The following is a 21054-nucleotide window of genomic DNA, read 5'->3' as shown; positions in this document are numbered from 1 at the left end:
TCGATCACTCCGTAGCCCCCGCTGAAAACACGCAGGGCAAGGTTCAAACATGGGTCAATTCTCGATGGAAATATCCTGGGCTACCGGGTCAGTTCTCAGTGGAAATCAACAGTGTCGCCATTTTCAGTACTTTTCGGATAATCCGAATTTTGGGCTGCGATTTTCGACCGCGTTGAGTGAGCAGCAGCTGCCATATCATTCGCCCCCCAGTTGATCGTAGCCGGCCTCAGCTTTGCCAATTAGCGCTTTCAAGTTGAAAATGAGATGGCGAAGGTTGGACCGGTACAGGTACCTGACGGTCTTCTTCATCTCAATTTTTGTCATGCTAATTTCTTGCAGCAACTCACGGATACGCTCCAGCAACTCGCCGATTTCGTCTTCTTCATAGCCGAAAGACCAGCCATATTCTGGCAACGGGCACAGATAGGACCGATAGATGAGATCCGAGCTCAAATGACGAACTGTCGTCGATGATTTGCGCTTAATTGCCTTGCGAAACTTCTCAAGCTCCTCACAGAACAGGGTTAGTCCGTTAACGACAACTGGGGCTTCTTCTGATCGTCCTTGTCTGTAAGCCCATTCAGGATAGCTTTCATCGCGATCGGGGTGATCAAAAGTCATGCTGCACCGCCTTCCTGTTCCAAGCGGTCAATCAGCGCGATGATTTCGGAGGCGCGCCATGCACGCATACGGGGTCCGATTTTGATTCCGGGCGAAATTCGGCCGTCTCGAACCATCAGCCAAAACGTGGATTTACTAACCCCTAATATGCCCTCTGGTTTTGCAATCTGATCCACTCGAAGAAGCTTGTGATGCACTTCTATTTCCATGTGTATTTTCCTTTTTGTTTCATCCATATTGGATGACAGGAAAATAGACCGCGGGCTTTTCGGAAGAAATTTCTCCGAGCATTTCTGAAGATCTCCACGGAAATTTGGAGATGGATAACCATCTGAAAAGATGGATCTTTCTTTATCCACTCGAATATCGAAATGTGGAAAAAACGCCTTGGGGACGATTAGTTGCTTCATCGCTAAGACGGAGTAGCCCCGTCTTCTGCACAAAACATTAACCCATCTCGCGGTTCAATCTTGCACGGGTAGCCCTTGCCTTTTGGATTAGCCGCTTCTTATTGACGTTACGATCCGTTGCCGTCGCCAACTCCTCCGGTGCAAATGGGAATACATCGAATTCAAGAGGATTTATTTCTCTTAATGGCTCCGCGTTGATTTTATACAGTGTTGGCTCGTGCATTTTTAGCAAAACATGGTCACAGACATAGCGAGCGCGACCTAAGAGAAGCGGAATGAAATCACGTTGTTCTCGATAATCAAAACTTCCATCATACCATTGGTCAGATAAAACGCCGTCGGCGACAACGATTGTGCTCGCCGCATAATTCAGCGCTATCGTATGCTTCATAACCGACCAAACGTCATAGATCGAAGTCTCGGATGCCCAAAAATTATCAGTATCGACCTCTTGTTTAACTGCGTTTATTCCCCGCCTAACGCTTGGTTTAATGTTCAAGTTAGGAGTTGACGCCCAATAGTGACAATAGCGCATGAACTGGAGGACACTTACTGTAGCGCGATAGTCAGAATTAACTGCATCGTAAACTTCGTCTCGACTAGCGGCATTTGTACCTGTTATCCCACCAATACCATTATAGAGATGCTCAATAAATTGTGGACCTGCAATAAAATAGCGGGCGAAAATATCTTGCTCGATCATAGTCCCGAAAGGAAGTTCACTGGCCAAATCTTCCGCTTCCTCGAGAAGCCGCCAAACGGTGTCAGAAACCAAATCGTATATTAGCCCATCTGACGTCGAATCGATTATCCAGCCGCAGAACGCTGCATAGACTGCTTCCTTGTGTCCGTAGAAGGATGGACGGCCATCGGCTAGGAGCTGAACAGCTCTAAAAGCATCAAAGTCGTCTAATAAATATGATTCGGCAAAAAGTGGCTCGTCCGCAGGGCGCTCAACAAAATTCGCCTCACAGGCCATATCCGTAAGCTTTTCGGTTAACCGTCTGGCAACGTCGGGTATTTTGAAAACAGATGCTTTTCCCATTCGGCCATCAACTCCCGCCGCTTTTCAAATAGATCGCCACGACGGTAGGCTGCCTCAACTTTGTTTGCAATCGCATGGGCTAGGGCCATCTCAACCACGTCGTGTGGGTGATTAGTGGATTCTGCAGCCCAATCTCTGAAAGACGACCGAAATCCGTGAGCTGTGACATCAAGCTCCATAGTTCTTAGTATTTTGAGGAACACCATATTTGACAGCGGCTTGCCGCGCTTTTGTCCGGGAAACAGGTAGTCGGTATCCGATGAAAGTTTCTGTGCTTCTTCCACTATCTTGACCGCTCGACCAACAAGAGGAATCCGGTGCTCGCGCTTTGTTTTCATCCGCTCGGCAGGGACAACCCATACCTTTTTCTTGAGGTCGAACTCATTACGTTTCGCGAGAATGGTTTCACTTGTACGTGTCGCTGTCAGGATGAGTAACTCGAATGCCAGCTTTGATATCAAGTTACTGTTAGAGGCCTTTAACCTGACAATGAAATCAGGGATTTGTGCAAATGGAAGCGCTTCATGATGTTTGACTAATTTTGATTGCTTCGGCAGCCCCCTCGTTACACCCTCCACCGGGTTGTCGCCGTCTCGGAAGCCTGAAGCCTTCGCCCAATCAAATACGTTTGAAATGCGTTGGCGGACACGTCGTGCGGTTTCTGGCTTGTTTAGCCAAATCGGAGACAGTACCCGCAGGATGTCCGGCGTGTCGATTTTATCTATCCGCATGTCGCCGATGATTGGGAAGGCATATTCTGTCAGCGTGTTGATCCACTGTTGAATATGTTTATCATTCTTCCACGCTAATTTGTGCTCGGTATGCACGGTTTGGGCCGCGTTCTCGAACGTCGGGTAAACTCTTTTCGCTTGACGCTTAGCGGCGAGAGGGTCCTCGCCTTGTCGAGCTGATTTTCTGTATTCTTGAGCTTTTTCTCGCGCTTCGGCCAAGCTCACCAATAATAGACTTCCCAGCCCCATGTCGGTCCGCTTACCTTGTATGGTAACGCGCAGCATCCAACGTTTTGCTCCGGATGGATCGACAATCAGATATAAGCCGTTGCCATCAGTATATCGGCCCGGGGTGGTTAGCTGCTTTATCTTCAGCGCAGACAGCGCCTTTTCGGGATGTTTCCCCGTCGGTTTAACCATTAGTCCTCTTGAAGCCCCACAAAATACCCCACATAATATGCTGCATTTTACTGGCCCACAATGCATGTGAATGGACGATTGAAAAATACATGGTATTGATTTTAAATAGTTTATCAAACGACATTGTGCGTCTTAGTCTTCTAATTTGGCGGCCACCCTCTCCGCCATAATTTGCCTTGGGTGACAAGGTTTCTCTCTCAATGTTAGATTAGTTGTATTCACTTAATTTGTGACACGCCTCATTTCGAGCGGTAGGGCCACATTGTCGGCACAGCGCCAATGATGCTGTAGGTTGGACTGAACATTGCAGGCCCGGCTAGGCATTCGAGATGAGCGCCCGCCGGTGTGCATTAGCGCTTTTGACTTACAACGGATAGGTTACCCTCTGTGGGCCGCACCAGAGAAGACCCGGTCAGCCCAAAAACAAGCGATTCGATCTCTTCCCATGGTAGATTAAGATCATTCGCAATATCGCGCTTCGTGAGGCCCTTGGACCAAAGCTTAGTGAAAACTTTTGCTATTAGTGTAGAGGTTTCGCGGTCAACTCCAAGCGGCTCAGTACGCGTGATCGACAATCAAAGTTTGAGATCACCATGGCGGCAATCAGAAAACTCAGAGGACGTTGGCAAGCACAGGTTCGTCGGCGCGGCATGAAGCCGTGCTCCGCCGCCATGAACTCGCCTACCGGACGATGATCGGCCTGAGCCAGCGGGACATTGCGTCGTTCCTGACGAGCGGCTTCAGCGTGTAGCTCCATCTAGTGCTGTCCGCGAACTTGCGATCCTTAGCCACGTCCTTAAGGTCGCAATCCGCGATTGGGGCTGCCGCTTCCTGATCCGCGCCTTTACTCAGCCGCGTCGGTCTTACAAATCTTCCGGCTCTCCCATTCTTGCGGACTCAGCGTCTTGATGTCGAACTGGTCGCGGGTGCGGGTATAGGTATGCCCGCCCATGCGGCCAACGGCGTCCATCATTTGCTGATCGATATGCAGGTTGGATGTGTTGACGGCGTCGCTGCGCACGAAGACGCCTACGACTTCACCGAGGATGATCTCGCGGGCGGGACCTACCTGCAATGTGGTATGACGACGGCACTCAAGTGCTGCGGGTGCGGCGAGAATGCGTGGGCTGCACACCATCTCGCCCGGCACGGTTTCGAGACCCGCCTCTTCCATCTCGTTGATGCCAGGACCAAATTTGATGGCGCAGATCTCCATCTGGTCCACGAGTGCGTTGTCGCAGATATGCACGGTGAATTCACCGGTCTCGCGGATGTTGCGGGCCGTATCCTTGAAGCGCATATCGGCATAGTTCTCGACACCGATCGCAACGATTGCCGGATCATGAGTCAGCACATTGAAGAAGCTGAACGGCCCGGCATTGGGGCGACCGTCTCTGTCGACGGTTGTCACAAGCGCGATCGGGCGCGGGATGACGGTGCCGATCAGGATCTTGTAGCGCTCGCGCTCGGTGAGCCTGGAGAAATCGAAATGGGTGTGCGCTCGGGTCGTATCGGTCATCTCAGGCCTCGGCAGCAATGCGGTGGGTTTCAAGCGGAGTGTGGCGCGACAGGTTTTCGAACCCGTCCTTGGTCACGACATACATGTCACCGACATTGCAGCCGGCAGATAGTGGCTCAAGCCACTGTGTGTGGAGCACGAAGACCATGCCCTCCTCCATCCGATCGTAGTTGTGAGAGGATATGTTGAAGCTGTTCTGGCCGCCGGCCATGCCGACCGAATGGCCGAGATTGGGGTTATGCGGGCCATGTGTCGCCGGATAGACATGCATGAGCGTGCGGCCCTGCGCCTCCCAGTCGATGTTCTTGACATATTGGCGCGGGATAAGCCTCGCGCTGCCGTCATCCATCGGTGCCCAGTTGTAAGGCATGGTCCGGGCTTCCGGCGACGCCAGCATGCCGCGCTCGATCATGGGCTCGAAGGCCGCATTGTTCACGTCGCGCATCAGGGCACCGGGGCGGATCAGCTTTTCCGCCCGCTTGACACCTTCGGTACAGGCGGCGAGCACCTCTTCCTGGCGCTTGGTGATCTCGCCAACGGCGATCATCCTTGCAGTCTGAGCGGTGTAACCCCGATAGGTGACGTTGGAGACATAGAGATTGATCAGGTCTCCCGGTCGCACGACATGGCCATAGGGCTTGCCGCAATGGGTGCCAAATTCGTTGATGCCGATCTGGTAACCGTCACCGGTCTCACCGCCGAAGGAAAGCTGCGCCTGGGTGAAGGCCGCGTAGATCTCGTGGTCGGTCACGCCGGGTTTCGCTACGTGATAGGCCGCCTGGGTGGCGATGCTGACCAATTGGGCGGCCGCCCGAAACATCTCGATCTCGCGTGGCGAGCGGACCTTTTGCATGCGGTCGAGAATGGCATTGTCGGCAACGAATTTCACGCCTGGCATCAATGCGTCGAGGCCTGCCCAGAAGGTGAGCGAGGTGCGGTCGCCAATGCGGCCGATCTGCGCTTTCGATAGGCCCATCCCTGCCAGCAGTTCGGCACATTTTTCGGCGGTCTTGATGACGCTGTCGCCCGGACGGTCAGCATATTCCCGCCCAATCGGGCCAATCTGCCAGATGTCCTCAACAAGAACGGGTTCGCCACCCGGTGGCAAAAGCACGGACTGGGTAAAAAAGGACAAAAGCACCATCGGTTTGTCGACATCCGTCGGGATGATCAGCACGCCCTCCCGCATCCAGTCGCAAATATAACGGAGATAATGGTTCGACGTGTGAAACCAGCCCACACCACCCGTGTGGACAATCAGGGCGTCATGTCCGGCCTCCACTGCCTGGCGGCGGATACGCCGCAGACGATCCTCGAATTCCTCGACCGGAAGGGGCAAGGGCGCTGCGAAATCAAAATCCGGCTGAAAGTCGGCGAGTAGCGAGCCGATGCGATAGGCTCCTGTTCTGGTGGCGGTCATGTTCATGGGCTATTCCTTCCAATATTGTTCTTGTTCGTCAGGCCTGTCGCGTAGGCGCCAGCACCCGCCTTGCCACCAGCATCACCACCAGCGTCAGGCCGATCAGCAGGCCGGACATTGCCGCAACGCGCACGTCGAGCGACTCCTCGATCAGCGCAAACATCCTGAGCGGCAGCACTGTCGTCTGTGCATCGGCAAGGAAAAGCGAGACGGAAACATTGTCGAGCGACTGGATGAAGACGAGGAATGCGCCGGCGAGAATGCCGGGTGTCAGCAAGGGCAGGATCACGCGCCTCAGCGTCGTGAACCATGTGGCTCCCATCACTGTCGACGCTTCCGCCAGCGAGGGATTGATACCTTGTGCGACGACCGAGGCGGCGCGGTACATCAAAGGCCCGAAAACCACCACATGGCCGACGACCGTCAGCCAGAGCGAAGGCTGCAAGCCAACGAAATTGGCGACGATCAGCGCCGCCAGACCATAAACGAGGCTCGGCAAGACCAGCGGGGCGAGAAGCAACGGCTCGATCGTGTTGACCGACCGACGCTGCAGCCGAGCCATGCCGATCGTGGCGGGCACGGCGAAGAGAAGCGAGCCGAGAACGGCAAGGCCTGCGATCTTCAGCGAGTTGCCGGCGGCAATATGCTCCGTCCCGGAGCGGATAGGATCGAGCAACGCCTCATACCAGCGCAGCGAGAACCCTTCCGGGGGGTATTTGAGCGTCTGCCCGGACGTGAACGACATGGTGATCGCGATGACGATCGGGGCTACAAGATAGATCAGGCTCAGGCCACCAAAACCGAAGACGAATGCCTTGTAGAGAATGGCGGGGACCGGGTTTTCGGATTTTCTAGGCATGGCCGACAAGCCTCCGGTGACGGGAAATCATGGTCATGCCGACGAGAAGAATGCCGGTCGACATGAGGAGCACGACGGCGATGGCAGACGCCATCGGCCAGTCGAACAGCGTGCCGACCTCTCGATAGATCAATTGCGGCACATAGACGTTGCGCGCGCCGCCAATCACCGCCTGGGTGACAAAGGAAGCACTGGTGCTGGCAAAGACGAGAATCCAGCCCGCCAGAAGTCCAGGCAGCATCATCGGCAACAGGACCGTGACGAGAATGCGCCACGGCCCCGCGCCCGAAACCTGCGCAGCCTCGGTATAGGTGACTGGGATGCGCGACAGGATCGCCACCAGCGGAAGGATGATCAGAGGCAGGTCGATCTGGCACATGGCCATCACCAAGCCGAGTTCCGTCGACATGAGCGTGAAGGGACGGTCAGTCAGCCCAAGCGCCACGAATGTCTCGCTGATCGGTCCCTGCCGCCCGAGAATGACGATCCAGGCAAAGGTCCGAACCACATTGCTGGTCAACATCGGGATCAGCGTCAGGAAAATGATGATCTGGCGTGCGGTCTTGCCGCTGTGCCAGTAGAACAGCGCGATCGGCACACCGAGCAGCGTCGTGGTGACGATGGTCTGTATCCCGAGCTTGGCGGTGTTGACGAGAACGCGATAGTTGAACGCATCGCCAAGAAAGCGCCCGTAATTGTGCAGGGACAGGCCGTCGGGTCCAATGAAGCTGAACCCGACAAGGACGGCGAGCGGCGTCGCGAAGAACGCCACCGACAGCAGAAGCATCGGGATAACGTAGGGGAAGCCGCTCGCTTTCATGGTGCTACCTCAACCGGCGACGAGGGCGTCGAACTGGCGGATCCATTCCGGCCGGTTCTTGTTGATGGCAGCCCAGTCAGGATAAACGAGAGAGGCAAGCTGCTCGCGCTTCACATAGGCCTCGATGCCCGGCGTCAGCTCGACCTGCCTGTTCGTCGGGAACATTTCCTGCGGCGGCATCTTCAGCTTGTCCTGCGCGGCCTTGGAAATCGCGGCATCCATATAGGCATAGGCCGCGTCAACGTTCTTGGCGCCCTTGGTCAAATGAATGTTGACTGGCACTGCGGGCGAACCCGTTTCCGGCTGAACGAATTCGGCCTTCAGCCCCATCGCCTTCAACTTCGCGACATTGCCGGTCGAGCACATGAAGACTGCAATTTCACCCTGCTGGAACAGCGTCATCTGGTGGTTCGTGCTGGCCACTACGCCCTTGATTTGCTCCGGGTGTTCCTTGAACAGCTTGAAGACGGCATCCATGTCGGTTGGACCCGAGCCGTAAATCTTGGCGATTTCGGTGTAGGCCATCACGCCCGTGTTGGAGGCGAAGCCGGTCCACGATACAAGCCCTTTGTAAGCCGGGTTTTCAAAGAGATCGCGGTAGCCCTTCGGCGCCGGGACGAGATCGGGGTTATAGGCAATGCCGTTGACCTCGACCGTGACGGTTGGGCCATATTCGCCCTGGAAGGCCGGATCGAGCATTCCCCAATTTTTGAGCTTCGACGGGTCGATCTTCTGGATGAGGTCGTTCTCGACGGCGATGGCCATCTGACCGGGTGACATCAGAAGCGTGTCGTAAGGCGGGTTGCCGGGGCTTGCCATGACCTTGGCGAGTTGGTCCTGTGCCATTGCCGGGGCGACGGTCAGATCGAAACCGGCCTCCTTCACGAGCGGCGTCAGCACCGTGCGATAGCCGTCTTCCCAATTGCCTGGGAAGGTCGCGGCAATCGCCGTGCCACCAGCCGCACGGGCTGCGAAAGGAACGGTCGCTGCCACGGCCGCACCGGCGGCAAGCAGTCCGAAACGGCGTCTTGTGATGTCGAAGTCTTGCATCTGTTCACCTCTGTTGTTGTTATTCACGGAATGCTTCCGGTTCGCTCGGAAAGGCGTGACACCTCATGGTGTCTATCTCGGCAAAGAGCTGTGCTCCCGGCTCGGGAATGAAGGTCGAAGGCCCGCGGACCTCCGAGGAACGAAGGTTTGTCCCGTCTTCGAGAAGGAGATCATGGACAAGGGTAGGCCCAAGCGGCACTGACACGGTCAGTCGCGCCGGCAGGGCCGAGGCGCTCGGCGTGGCGCAGAGACGCACATCTTCGGGTCGGAAGGTGATCGTGACCTTGGAGCCGGTGGTGAAATTCAGACGACGCGGGAGGACGAAGGCCGTGCCATTTGCCAGCGAGATCGTGGTTGCTTCCGTCTCCACGCGGTCCACCGTTCCATGCAACACATTGGCCTGACCGATGAAGGTATTGACGAAGAGGGTCCTCGGCCGGTCATAAACGGCCATCGGCGTATCAATCTGCTCGACATTGCCCTTGTTCATTAGCACCAAGCGTCCAGCGAGGCTCTGCGCCTCCTCCTGGTCGTGCGTGACGATCAGCGTGGTGATGCCAAGCGTCTTCTGCAGATGGAGAAGCTCAACCTGCAGGTCGAAACGCAGTGCACGGTCCAAGGCACCGAACGGTTCGTCGAGAAGCAGAAGCGAAGGCCGTCCGGCAATGGCACGGGCCACCGCGACGCGTTGCTGCTGACCACCGGAGAGCTCACGTGGCAGCCGATGACCAAACCCTTTCAACTGTACGAGCGAGAGCATCTCCTCGACCCGTTCGCGCCGCTCGGAGCGCCCAACCTTCTGGCAAGCCAGCGGATAGGCGATGTTTTCGGCGACCGTCAGGTGTGGAAACAGCGCATAGTTCTGGAAGACCATGCCGATACCGCGCGCACGCGCCGAAACATTGGCAAGGTCCTCGCCACCGAGCTGGATCACGCCGCTTTTCGGCTGGATCAGCCCTGCGATAGCGCGCAGCACCGTGGATTTGCCGCAGCCGCTCGGGCCCAGTAGCGCAACGATCTCACCGGCTTCTATCTCGAAAGAGATGTTGCTGATCGCATTCTGTCCGCCGTAGCTATGGGTCAGGCCACGAACGCTAAGCTGCTTGCCTTCTGCTGCATTCGAGGTCTGCGACATGAATGTCCCCTTGGGTTGCGCCTGCATGGCCGAGGGCGTCGCGCTTGTCGGTCTCAGGCGGAGGTGTGGTCGATCGGCAATTTTGAGTTCGCTTTGGGTCATGGAAACAGCAGTTGCAATTGGTGTGCCAATTGCGCCTTCCATATTCCGGATAAACTGTCAAAGGACTGATTATATTTATTTATTTTTGATTTGTTCATTTTCGTAAGTTCATAATCACATAAAAACGAATTTTCGTGTGAATTCATTAATTGTGCATTCGTGATCGGCGACGGTGATTTGTTGTGCAGGTTTCTGGGTTGCAAGCCATCGAGCCGCGTCAGTTTGCGGCCTTTCGCGAGGATGGCAGTAACGGGACACGCCTGACAGACGATACTATTGTATAATTAAATCAATAATTTAACGATTTTGTTCGTGAGCAAAATGCTCAGGATTAATCGATGGATTATTTTTTCATCAGAATTTGCGAAACTTTATGCGAAAATAAAGTCGCATCGTTATGCGATCTGAGTATTAAAAAAATAAGCAATTAAAAACAGTCATATAGGATCTGATACGTCGAACTGGCATGCTGATTGCTTCGTCCAATCTGAAAATTCACGACGACAGATAATGTGAAGAAGGGGTTCCGCATGCATAGTTTCAAGAAGACTCTCACAGCCGCCCTGGCAGGCGTCGCTCTAGCTCTCCTCGCCTCAACCGCGCAGGCTGCAGAGGGTACGCCCGTGAAGATGGTGCCAGAGGCGGATGTGGCCAAACTTCCAGGCGTCGCCTTCAATCAGCAATTGGCAGATCGCTTGCCCGCCGCGATCAAGGAAAAGAAGGAGCTGAAGGTTGCGACGGATCTGACGCCGCCGATCAGCTTCCAGGACGAGGCCGGCAAGCTGATTGGCATCGATGCCGACCTCGCGGCAGCGCTCGGCGTCATTCTGGGCGTCGATGTGCAGATGACCAATGTCGGCGCGGGCGCAGCCATCGTTCCCGCCGTGCTCTCCAAGCGGTTCGACATGACGCTTTCCGGCATCAATGACGATGTGGAACTGGAAAAGCAGGTCGACGTGATCGACTACATGTATGACGCAACAACCATCATGACGGTCAAGGGCAATCCGCTCGGCATCAAGAACATGGAAGACCTCTGCGGCAAGAAGGTTGCCGTGCCGGTCGGAACCTTCCAGAACAGGCTCGTCGTTGCTGCTTCGGCAAAATGCAAGACCGCGCCCATCGAGATCATGTCCATCCCGAAAATGCCTGACGTCCTGCAGGCCGTGCGAACGGGCCGCGCCGATGCGACCGTCAATGGTTATGCAACGAGCGTCTACACCACCGAAAAGCAGACCGGCAAAGGAGTCGGTTTGCAAGCCTTGCCCGATGTCCGCCTCGCCGTCGGTTATCTTGGCATGCTGGTCTCGAAGGATAATCCAGAGCTCCGGGATGCCTTGATTGCCTCGCTCCAGCACATGGTCGACAGCGGTGCCTATCAGGCCATCATGGAGAAATGGAGCCTTGGCCCGCTTGCCGTGAAGACCGTCAAGTTCAACGATGCTGCCTCCATGCCGGTGGATTGAGCCATGGCACTCTTTGCTCAACCGATCAGTATGACCATCGTGCCTCCAGTCCGCAAGCCGATACGCTGGGGGCAGGTCGCAACCGGTAGTATTGCGATCCTTGTGCTGGCCCTCATGGTCCTAGCTGTCGGGCGAAATCAGAGCGTCCAATGGAGCGAGATCCCGCGCTACATGATCGACCCCGTCATTCTTGGCGGCGTCGTTCTGACGCTCGAATTGACGGCCGGCGCCATGGTCGCCGGCATCGTCATCGGTTGCCTCATCGCCATTATGGCGACGAGCCAGAACCTCGTTCTCAAGGCGATCGCCGTCGCCTTTGTCTGGTGGTTCCGCGGCGTACCGCTGATCGTCCAGATATTCTTCTGGTTCAACATCGCGCTCTTCGTCCCCGAGATCGGATTCGGTTCCTGGTCGGTTTCGGTAAACGACATCGTCACGCCCGCCTTGGCCGGCTTCCTGGCGCTTGGTCTGCACGAGGCGGCGAACATGAGCGAGATCATTCGTGGTGGCTTGACTGCCGTGGATCGGGGACAGCGCGAAGCCGCATCGTCTCTGGGCCTCAGACCATTACAGACTCTGCGAACGGTGGTCCTCCCTCAGGCAGTAAGGCTGATCGTCCCGCCGACCGGAAACCAGGCGATCGGCATGCTGAAGGCGAGTGCCATCGTTTCAGTCATCGGGATGCAGGATTTGTTGACACAGGCGCAGGCCATCTATGCCCGCAACTTCCTCGTCATCGAGCTCCTGTGCGTTGCCTCGCTTTGGTATCTCGGGATCACCACGATTGCGTCCATCGGCCAGCACTATCTGGAACGGAAGCTCGCGCCAAAAGGCCGCTCGAACAGCGGCAAAAATTGAGCATGGGGGGCGCCAGCGCGCAGACAATGACGCCAGAAAATCAATCAACCAAGGGATCGTCACCGCAGCGAATCCCATCAGGAAACACCAAGGAGAGACTATTATGAGACTGGGTATCGATAGCCAGAAGCTTCCCGAGTTCGTGAAACGCGGACCGCTCGCAAGCCTTGACCTTGTCAAGGAGCTTGGCCTTGCGGGCCTGTTCTTCCCGACAGTTCTCGACATGAGCCCGACGCTCGACAAGGGAGCACTTCGCGACATCCGCGAGAAAGCCGATGAACTGGGGCTCTACCTCGAAAGTGGCGTCGGCAAGATCAATCCCTATTGCAGCGCCGAGGCTCCGGAGTTCCGGGCGATCGGCGATGGCGACGTCATTCTGGGCTTTACCCGAATGATCGAGGCAAGTGCTTCCATCGGCTGCCGCGAACTATGGATCTCGCCGGGCAATTTCAAATCGGAGTATCGTGGCAGGCTGGCAAATGACCGCTTCCGCACCGACGTCACCTGGGAAGAGCAGTTGCTGGCAATCGAGAAGGTCTTGCTGAAGCTTGCTCCCGTAGCGCGCGCCAATGGTGTCCATCTCAATATGGAAACCCATGACGAGATTACGTCCTTCGAAATCCTCAGGCTGATCGAAAAGGTCGGTGAGGATTGCATGGGCGTTGTCTTCGACACGGCGAACGGCCTGCAGCGCGGGGAACATCCGGTTTACGCCGCAAAACGTGTCGCGCCATACGTTCGCCAGACCCATATCAAGGACGCCTATGTGGGCCGCGCAACCGGCGGCCTCGATTTCCAGACCCGCCCCGTCGGTTGGGGGATCGTGGATTTTGCCACGATCATTCCAATCCTGGCAGCGGCGAACCCGAATCTCAATCTCTCATTGGAAGTTGCCGCCTCCGTTGAAGACAAGCCGCGCAAGGCCAATCCGCGTCAGTGCATCGAGATCGACGACCCAGCGTGGCGCGCTGCGCACCCGGACCTCGATGCCGAAGAGCTCGACGCCTATCTTTCCCTCATCAGCACCTTTGAAAAGCGTGTTGCAGCCGGCGAGATTCCGGATTGGGAGACCTATGAGGCGACCAACTACGGCTACCCGTCCTATGAAAAGCAGGCCTATGGCTTCGACGCGGCTATCATCTTCATTCGCAATTCGGCCAGGCATATCGAGACGATCTGCGCCGATAATGGCATCGATCTTTCCCCATCCGTGGCGAAACGGCAGGCGGCCTGATTTCGACTTACGCGATGACGGTGGAGATCTCTGCCGTCATCGTGCAAAACCCAAGATCAAGTGGATTTCCAGCGCGTATCAATGTACGCAACAATATGTGTATGGATGTGATCAGATCGAGCGACCGGCCGCTCGAATGCATGCGGAGCAGGACATGAAGAAGACTCGTCGGCAGACCCCAAAATCCGCCCCCAAGGCGCCGAGCGCAGCCGAAGCGGCAGAAAATGCCAATGACGACGTCTCTGAGCGCATTCGCACGACCCTTGCCACTGCCATCGGCGAAGGCGCGCTGAAACCCGGCACCAAAATCCTCGAAGATGCCATTGCCGACCATTTCGGCGTCAGCCGCACCGTTGTCCGTGGCGCTCTCGGCGTGCTGGAAAGCGACCATCTGCTCGAGCGCAAGCGCAACCGCGGCACCTTCGTCGCAGAGCCGGGCATCGAAGAAGCCAAGGCTTTGTTCGAGGCGCGCCGCAAGATCGAACATGCGATCCTCGACCTCGTAATGTCCCGTGCCACCACCGAACAACTGGATGCGCTGGAAAAGCTGACCGACGAGGAAGAGCACATCCACCACCACGGCGACGAAAAGTCGAAGACGGTGCTTTCCGGAAAATTCCATATCGTTCTGGCGGAGCTTGGCGGCAATGCCGTCATGACCGAAATGCTATCCAAGATCGTCGCGCGCCTTTCCCTCGTCATGGCGCTCTATGAAGAAGACAAGAAGGACGACTGTGGCGCCGACCACCACCGCCTGATCGTTACGGCGCTGAAGGCGAAAGACCTGGCGAAGGCACAGGAGTTGATGGACCACCATCTCGCCGACATCGAGGGGCGCGTTAGGCTGACTGAAGGACAGGGCGATCGGCACACGTTCCTCGCCGTGTTGGAGAACTTTTCATGATGCGCCCAGATAAGAACAAGCCATAGGTATTTCGTTGCGCCCGCCGTGCGACGCGGCGTCAGAAGAGCGGAAATAATTTCCTGCGTGCAGGTGCAGCTCTCTCCGGAAGAGTGAGACGCTGGCTCTCGGGTAAACAAAAGCGTTTCCTGCCGAGAAGGCGTCATAAAAGCGATTCAGTTGCAAACGCCGTTTGCATAAGTTTGGTAATCAGGCACAGCAGATGACGCCATCTGTTTTAGTGGCACCATCGAGCAACGCCTGACCGACGCGATCACTGGAATTCGAGGCTCATCCGGGCAAGGTCGTCCCACAGGCTTTCGGCAAAGCCCCGCAGCACGATGACTTCGAAGACCTGTCCGTCGACGCGGGTGAGGTGGGCTGCGATGTGGCCGATCAGCGTCGCGGCGGAATGTCCCACCGGGAATGCTGCGAAAGACAGGTCGACCGCCGTGCCTTTGGCCAGAACCCGCTCGGCCATCTTGCCTTCGATGCGGATGCGAACGCGTCCCTGGCTCTGGTCGACACCCGTTGCCAAAGGCTCGAGCGCTGCAAGAAGCGCCTTCATATCAGCGTGAGACAGGGGGTGTTCACCGACGATGAACAATTGGCCCGGTGAGACCGCGCGTATATCGCCTGTGGCAAGGTCGCGAAGGCGGGCTTCCAAATCTGCTGCGCCGGGTGCGGCCAGAACGTGGATGATCGTGCCTTCCGGCAGGGGAGAGAGCTTGATGGCGGTGGAGGCAATCGCTCGCTTTGCGCCCAGCACCGGGCGGAGCGTCGGCCGGAAGTCAGACTGGAGATCAGACTTGAAATCAGACATGGAGTTTCTCGTTTTGAGGATCGACAAAAACCGGGTTGCAAAGGCGGGCTTGGGTAAATTCGTTGCGCAGACCGTTCCAGACCATGATTTCCTCGCCATGCCGCGCAGGGCCATTCTTGACGAGGGCGAGACCGATGGTCGAACCCAGATGCGGTGAGAAGGCGCTGGAGGTCACATAACCCTGATCGTTCTCCAGCGTTGCCGTGGCATTCTTCGCAAGAATATGCGAGCCGGTGCGGAAGGACTGTTTTGGATCAAGCGGCACGACGCCGACGAGGCTCGGGCGGTCGGTGTCGGAAAGCCCCTCGCGCTCCAGCATCCGTCGGCCAATGAAATCGGTCTTCGTGGTGGAGACCATTTTGCCGAAGCCGAGATCGGCGGGCACCACCGTGCCGTTGATTTCATTGTGAGTGACGTGGCCCTTTTCGATGCGCAGCACGCCAAGCGCCTCGACGCCATAGGGCATGATATTCTCCGGCTCGCCGGCTTCCATCAGCGCATCGGCGACGCTTTCACCGTAACCGGCCGGGACGGCAAGCTCGTAGGCCAGTTCGCCGGAGAAGGAAATCCGGAACAGGCGTCCATGCAGTTGCCCGCCAAACAAGGAGACTTCCCGGGCTGCAACGAAGGGAAAGGCCTCGTCGGAAATATCTTCATCGACGATCCTCTGAAGAATGGCGCGCGCCTTCGGCCCGGCAATCGCCATCTGCGCCCATTGATCGGTGACGGAGGCAAGCCGCACGTCGAGATCCGGCCAGAGCGCCTGCGCGCAGAATTCAAGATGGTTCATGACGCCCGCCGCATAGGCGGTGGTGGTCGTCATGAAGAAGCGGTTTTCCTCCAGCCGGCTGGTGGTGCCGTCGTCGTAGATCATGCCGTCCTCACGCAGCATCAGGCCATAACGCGCCTTGCGGACCGGCAGTTTGAGGAAAGCGTTGCAATAAACCCGGTTCAGGAATTCGGCGGCGTCGCGGCCGCAAATCTCGATCTTGCCGAGCATCGACACATCGCAGAGCCCGGCATACTTGCGCACATTCAGAACCTCACGGTCGACGCTTTCCCGCCAGCCCCTTTCGCCTTCGCGCGGAAACCAGGAGGAGCGATACCAAAGCCCGGTTTCGACGAAGACGGCCCCGTTTTTCTCGGCCCAACCATGCAGCGGCGATTTGCGCACCGGTTGGAAATGCTGGCCATGATAGGCCCCAGTCAACGCGCCGAAGGAGACGGGCGTATAAAACGGCCGGAACGTCGTGGTGCCGACATCCGCCGGGGAGACGCCGCGCGCTTCGGCCAACAGCCCGATGGCGTTGACATTCGAAAGCTTGCCCTGATCCGTCGCCATGCCGTTCGTGGTGTAGCGTTTGGCGAGTTCGACATGGCCATAACCTTCACGGATGGCGAGGCCGAGATCCTTGCGGTGAACGTCGTTCTGATAATCGACAAAGGCTTTCGCCTTGATGCCGGGGATGGACCATAGCGGTTTTGCAGGCGGGGCTACGATATCGTTTTCCACCGCGCCGAATGTCGGTGCAGCTGATGCAAAGCCGAGCTCTTGCGCCAAGGCCGCGCCCTTCCGCGCGCCATCCTCAAGGCAGGCGGCGATACCGTTTATTGCGGAAACCGCGCCGGCGAGTTCCAGCCCCTTGAGATTGCCGGGCGCCAGGAAAGCGGCATCGTCTTCCGACCAGACCGGCTTGCCGCCGCGATGGCAGGCGAGATGGATGATGGGGCTGAAGCCGCCCGACATGGCCAGCGCATCGACATTCAGGTTCTCAGCCTGGCCATTCGCATAAATCTCGATGGCGGAAAGCGACTTGCCGCCCTTGGCATTGGAGACGACACCACCTTTGATGACGCGCGCTTTGCCTTCGTAGCCCGGATTGCCCTGCTCACGGCTGTCGATGATGGCGGCCAGAGCGACGCCCTGCGCCTCCAGATCGCGGGCGAGCGCATAACCGCTGTCATTGGTGGTGAAAATTGCCGTCGCCGTGCCGGGGCTGACGGCATATCGATTGAGATAGCTGCGCATGGCGCCCGCCATCATCACGCCGGGAACATCGTTGCCGCCGAAGACCAGCGGTCGTTCTTCCGCGCCAGTGGCAAGCAGCGCCCGCTTGGCGACGATGCGCCACAGGCGCTCCACGGGCACATGGGCTTTCGGATCTGGCAGATGTTTCTGCACCCGCTCCACCGCGCCGAAGACATTGCCGTCATACCAGCCGAAAGCCGTGGTTCGCGTCAGCACCGTCACATTCGGCAGGGTTTCGAGCTCGGCAACGCATTGCGCTGCGAAATCCGGAGCGCTCTTGCCGCCGATGGCTGCCGTTTCGGAAAGAAGCCCACCGCCCGCCACGGAATGTTCATCGACAATGATGACGCGCGCGCCGGCGCGTCCTGCGGCAAGCGCTGCCGCCAGACCCGCCGCGCCGGAGCCGATCACCAGCAGGTCGCAATGCGCCCAGCATTTGTCATAGGCATCCGGATCCGCCTCGTAGCTCGCCTTGCCGAGGCCGGCGGCTTTGCGGATGAAGGGCTCATAAACCTTTTCCCAGAAGGCGGCAGGCCACATGAAAGTCTTGTAGTAGAACCCCGCACCGAGGAAGGGAGACAGAAGGCCGGTCAAGGCGCCGATATCGAAATCGAGAGAGGGCCAGCGGTTCTGGCTGTTGGCTTCCAGCCCGGCATAAAGCTCCTGCATGGTGGCGCGGGTGTTCGGCTCCGTGCGCCCGCCGCGGCCAATGGTTATCAGCGCGTTCGGCTCGGCTGCACCCGCCGTCAATATGCCGCGCGGGCGGTGGTATTTGAAACTGCGACCGACGAGTTTCTGGCCGTTGGCGAGCAGGGCGGAGGCGAGGCTGTCGCCTTCAAAGCCTGACATCGGCTTGCCGTCGAAGGTGAAGGAAAGCGGTTTGGAACGGTCGATCAGACCGCCGGTCTTCAGGCGGTTGGCACTCATGCGTTTGTCACTTTCGTCTTGTCGGCGGCGTCGCGGCAGGCGGATATCTCATGGGTGGCGGTATCGCGGGCGATGACCAGCCAGCGGCGGCAGCCGGATGTGTGATGCCAATATTCCTCATAGGCTCCGCGCGGATTGTCGCGCAGATATACATAATCGAACCATTCCTCCGCGCCGGCATCGGCGGCGGGCCTTTGAAGGGCTGCGCCCTTGATGATGAATTCTTCCCTGGGTCTTGGCCCGCAATGCGGGCAGGGCACGAGACTTGCCATTTCAGATGTCCTTGATCCGCCAGATAGCGGGATGGCGAAAACTGTGAGCGGTTTTCGCCTGAAATCCCGCTACAGATTTAGTGAAGGTTAGGCTGGGCGCCCTGGCCCTTTTCATCGATGAGATAACCGCGCCGGAAGCGATCCAGCCGGAAGGCCGTTGCCGTTTCCTGCGGTGCGCCGCGCGCCAGAAGATGGGCGAAGCAGAAACCGGAAGCGGGCGTCGCCTTGAAGCCGCCATAACACCAGCCGGCATTCAGGTAGAGATTGTCGATCGGGGTCTGGTCGATGATCGGCGAACCATCCATCGACATATCCATGATGCCGCCCCAGGACCGCAGCACCCGGACGCGCGAGAGCGCTGGTATCATCGCCTTGCCTGCCTCCGCGACATGTTCGACCGTCGCCAGATTGCCGCGCTGGGCATAGGAGTTGTAACCGTCTATGTCGCCGCCGAAGACGAGGCCACCCTTGTCCGATTGCGAGACGTAAAAATGGCCGGCCCCGAAGGTGACGACGCCATCGATGAAGGGCTTCAGCCCTTCAGACACGAAAGCCTGCAACACATGGCTTTCGATCGGCAGTTTCAGCCCGGCCATGGCGGCCATCTGCGAGGAATTGCCTGCTGCCGCGAGCGCCAGCTTGCCGCAGCCGATGAAGCCCTTGGCGGTCTCCACACCCACGACCCTGCCGTTTTCGCGGCGAATGCCGGTTACCTCGCAGCCCTGAATGATATCGACGCCGCGGCTGTCTGCGCCGCGCGCATAACCCCAGGCGACGGCATCGTGACGCACAGTGCCGCCGCGTCTTTGCAGCAGGCCGCCCTGCACCGGAAAGCGGGCATTGTCGAAATCGAGAAACGGCAGCATGGCCTTCACTGCGGCGCGGTCCAGCAATTCGGCATCTACGCCGTGCAGCCGCATGGCGTTGCCGCGCCTTGTATAGGCATCGCGCTGTGCGTCCGAATGATAGAGGTTCAGCACGCCGCGCTGGGAAACCATGGCGTTGAAATTGAAATCCTGCTCCAGGCCTTCCCACAGCTTCATCGAAAGTTCGTAGAAGGGATTGTTACCCGGCAGCAGATAATTGGAGCGAATGATCGTGGTGTTGCGACCGACATTGCCGGAGCCGATGTAGTTTTTTTCCAGCACCGCGACATTGGTGATGCCGAATTCTTTCGCGAGATAATAGGCCGTCGCCAGCCCGTGTCCGCCGCCGCCAACGATGATGACGTCATAATGCGGTTTCGGAGACACCTCCCGCCAGGCGGGTTTCCACGCCTTGTTGCCGAAAAGGCCGTTCTTGAAAATGGAAAAGGCGGAATAGCGCATCTGCGTACCTCGAACGATATCGCGCAAGCTTACCGGCGTCGTTCGAAAGGGAATTGCAAATAAGGGACATGATGATTTAAAAAAGAGACATGACGACCATCGAGCAGAAGAATGTCCAGCGTATTGGTTTCATCCTGGTTCCGAATTTCGCGCTGATGTCTTACGCCTCGGCGGCGGAGCCATTGCGCGCCGCCAATCTGATCGCCGGAACCGATCTTTACGATGTGGTTCCGCTTTCTTTCGATGGCGAGGCCGTCAGAAGTTCTTCCGGCATCACTGTCGGCTGCGAGGCACTCGCCACCGCAGGCGAGAGATGCCACACGATCTTCGTCTGCGCAGGGGGCGGGCCGCAGGACTGGATCGTTGCGGAAAATTCCTACGGCACGTTAAGGCGGCTGGCGCGGCAGGGTGTCCGGATCGGGGGCATTTCCAGCGGCGCTTATGTGCTGGCGGCGGCGGGATTGCTGGAAAACCGCGATTTCACCATTCACTGGGAGCATGCGCCGGTGCTGAAAGAGGCCTTCGACCATCTCACGCCCCGGCAGGCGCGGTTTGTTTTCGACGGGGACCGCATCACCTGCGCCGGCGGCGTCGCGCCCCTCGACATGATGCATGCGATGATTTCCCAGAGAATGGGCGCTCATTTCGCACGGCGTGTCAGCGACTGGTATCTGCACACGGCCGTGGCCGAACCCGGCGCGCCGCAAAGGGGTTCCGCCGCCGAGCGCCATGGCACCAACCATCCGGCCCTGCTGGCCGTGCTGGAAAAAATGGAAACGACCATTGAAAGCCCGCTCGACCGGCAGACCATGGCGAAACTGGCGGGAACCAGCGCGCGCCACCTCGACCGGCTTTTCGCAACCCATCTGAAAACGACATTTCTGGAAACATACCGCGCGATCCGTCTCGATCACGCCCGGCGGCTGCTGGAGCAAAGCCCGCTCTCCATTGCCGAAGTGGCCTTCGCCACCGGCTTCTCAAGCGCCGGGCATTTTTCGGGAAGCTTCAAGGCCCGGTTCGGCCATACCCCAAATACAATGCGGCAAAGATTTCCTCTGAATTAAAATAGTTTTCCTGTAAGGAA

Annotated in this window: 19 protein-coding genes and 1 pseudogene; 6 read left to right on the top strand and 14 right to left on the bottom strand. The window is 57.6% G+C overall.

All coding sequences use genetic code 11. The features are described from left to right. Positions 1-195: 195 nt before the first annotated feature. Genes PH605_RS15760 through PH605_RS15745 form a run of 4 tightly spaced genes read right to left on the bottom strand, consistent with a single transcriptional unit; the run spans position 196 to position 3227 of the window. The gene (locus PH605_RS15760) at positions 196-621 is read right to left on the bottom strand and encodes a hypothetical protein (RefSeq protein WP_142845395.1); all 426 of its coding nucleotides are present in this window, start codon (positions 619-621) and stop codon (positions 196-198) included. Beyond that, positions 618-1031 (bottom strand): helix-turn-helix transcriptional regulator, encoded by a 414-nt coding sequence (locus PH605_RS15755; protein WP_142845394.1) that lies wholly within the window; start codon positions 1029-1031, stop codon positions 618-620. The genes PH605_RS15760 and PH605_RS15755 overlap by 4 nt, the downstream gene beginning before the upstream one ends. Before the next feature lie 37 nt (positions 1032-1068). Beyond that, complete coding sequence (locus PH605_RS15750; RefSeq protein ID WP_142845393.1) at positions 1069-2076, bottom strand: hypothetical protein; 1008 nt, start codon at positions 2074-2076, stop codon at positions 1069-1071. Beyond that, positions 2028-3227, bottom strand: coding sequence for a tyrosine-type recombinase/integrase (locus tag PH605_RS15745; protein WP_142845392.1), 1200 nt, complete (start codon positions 3225-3227; stop codon positions 2028-2030). Before PH605_RS15745 ends, PH605_RS15750 begins: the two co-directional genes overlap by 49 nt. Before the next feature lie 593 nt (positions 3228-3820). Here PH605_RS15745 and PH605_RS15740 point away from each other — a divergent pair. Further along, positions 3821-4049, top strand: a pseudogene (locus PH605_RS15740) (site-specific integrase); the annotation flags it as partial. A gap of 22 nt (positions 4050-4071) precedes the next feature. Here the strand turns inward: PH605_RS15740 and PH605_RS15735 are convergent. From PH605_RS15735 to PH605_RS15710, 6 genes are read right to left on the bottom strand one after another with little or no spacing between them, the layout of a single operon-like run. Then, complete coding sequence (locus PH605_RS15735) at positions 4072-4746, bottom strand: flavin reductase family protein (RefSeq protein WP_161987915.1); 675 nt, start codon at positions 4744-4746, stop codon at positions 4072-4074. Position 4747: 1 nt separating this feature from the next. Then, a complete protein-coding gene (locus PH605_RS15730) occupies positions 4748-6172 on the bottom strand; it encodes a Xaa-Pro peptidase family protein (protein WP_142845391.1) in 1425 nt (474 codons plus the stop codon). 31 nt (positions 6173-6203) lie between these two features. Then, positions 6204-7025 (bottom strand): ABC transporter permease, encoded by an 822-nt coding sequence (locus PH605_RS15725; protein WP_142845390.1) that lies wholly within the window; start codon positions 7023-7025, stop codon positions 6204-6206. After that, the gene (locus PH605_RS15720) at positions 7018-7845 is read right to left on the bottom strand and encodes an ABC transporter permease (protein ID WP_142845389.1); all 828 of its coding nucleotides are present in this window, start codon (positions 7843-7845) and stop codon (positions 7018-7020) included. Before PH605_RS15720 ends, PH605_RS15725 begins: the two co-directional genes overlap by 8 nt. A gap of 9 nt (positions 7846-7854) precedes the next feature. Further along, positions 7855-8895, bottom strand: a complete 1041-nt coding sequence (locus PH605_RS15715; protein ID WP_142845388.1) for an extracellular solute-binding protein — start codon at positions 8893-8895, stop codon at positions 7855-7857. Between the two features lie 19 nt (positions 8896-8914). Then, the gene (locus tag PH605_RS15710) at positions 8915-10132 is read right to left on the bottom strand and encodes an ABC transporter ATP-binding protein (RefSeq protein ID WP_374996988.1); all 1218 of its coding nucleotides are present in this window, start codon (positions 10130-10132) and stop codon (positions 8915-8917) included. A 530-nt stretch (positions 10133-10662) separates the two neighbouring features. On the opposite strand from PH605_RS15710, the gene PH605_RS15705 reads away from it, so the two are divergent. The 4 genes from PH605_RS15705 to PH605_RS15690 all read left to right on the top strand — a co-directional run bounded on the left by PH605_RS15705 (position 10663) and on the right by PH605_RS15690 (position 14594). After that, positions 10663-11598: an ABC transporter substrate-binding protein gene (locus tag PH605_RS15705; RefSeq protein ID WP_142845386.1), complete on the top strand. Its 936-nt coding sequence runs from the start codon at positions 10663-10665 to the stop codon at positions 11596-11598. A 3-nt stretch (positions 11599-11601) separates the two neighbouring features. Continuing rightward, positions 11602-12456 carry an amino acid ABC transporter permease gene (locus tag PH605_RS15700; protein WP_142845385.1) on the top strand — a complete coding sequence of 285 codons (855 nt, stop codon included), beginning with the start codon at positions 11602-11604 and terminating at the stop codon, positions 12454-12456. Positions 12457-12559: 103 nt separating this feature from the next. Next, on the top strand, positions 12560-13690 hold the full coding sequence (locus PH605_RS15695; protein WP_142845384.1) for a sugar phosphate isomerase/epimerase family protein: 1131 nt from the start codon (positions 12560-12562) through the stop codon (positions 13688-13690). A 154-nt stretch (positions 13691-13844) separates the two neighbouring features. Further along, entirely contained in the window at positions 13845-14594 is a 750-nt protein-coding gene (locus PH605_RS15690; RefSeq protein WP_065656697.1) for a GntR family transcriptional regulator, read from the top strand. A 271-nt stretch (positions 14595-14865) separates the two neighbouring features. Here PH605_RS15690 and soxG read toward each other — a convergent pair whose 3' ends face one another. From soxG to PH605_RS15670, 4 genes are all read right to left on the bottom strand, one after another. Then, on the bottom strand, positions 14866-15414 hold the full coding sequence (gene soxG / locus PH605_RS15685; RefSeq protein ID WP_078052090.1) for a sarcosine oxidase subunit gamma family protein: 549 nt from the start codon (positions 15412-15414) through the stop codon (positions 14866-14868). Beyond that, a complete protein-coding gene (locus PH605_RS15680) occupies positions 15407-18370 on the bottom strand; it encodes a sarcosine oxidase subunit alpha (protein ID WP_142845383.1) in 2964 nt (987 codons plus the stop codon). Before PH605_RS15680 ends, soxG begins: the two co-directional genes overlap by 8 nt. Continuing rightward, the gene (locus PH605_RS15675; protein WP_142845382.1) at positions 18367-18642 is read right to left on the bottom strand and encodes a sarcosine oxidase subunit delta; all 276 of its coding nucleotides are present in this window, start codon (positions 18640-18642) and stop codon (positions 18367-18369) included. Before PH605_RS15675 ends, PH605_RS15680 begins: the two co-directional genes overlap by 4 nt. 77 nt (positions 18643-18719) lie before the next feature. Next, positions 18720-19970: a sarcosine oxidase subunit beta family protein gene (locus PH605_RS15670; protein ID WP_065656563.1), complete on the bottom strand. Its 1251-nt coding sequence runs from the start codon at positions 19968-19970 to the stop codon at positions 18720-18722. Between the two features lie 89 nt (positions 19971-20059). Between PH605_RS15670 and PH605_RS15665 the strand changes: the two genes are divergently transcribed. Further along, entirely contained in the window at positions 20060-21034 is a 975-nt protein-coding gene (locus PH605_RS15665) for a GlxA family transcriptional regulator (RefSeq protein WP_104679762.1), read from the top strand. The last annotated feature ends 20 nt before the right edge of the window (positions 21035-21054 follow it).

Origin of the sequence: Agrobacterium sp. CFBP 3001, from assembly GCF_027871605.1 — a bacterium.
In the GTDB taxonomy this organism is placed as follows: domain Bacteria; phylum Pseudomonadota; class Alphaproteobacteria; order Rhizobiales; family Rhizobiaceae; genus Agrobacterium; species Agrobacterium leguminum.
Note: the sequence above shows the minus strand (reverse complement) of the source record. Positions and strands in the feature narration are given on the sequence as shown.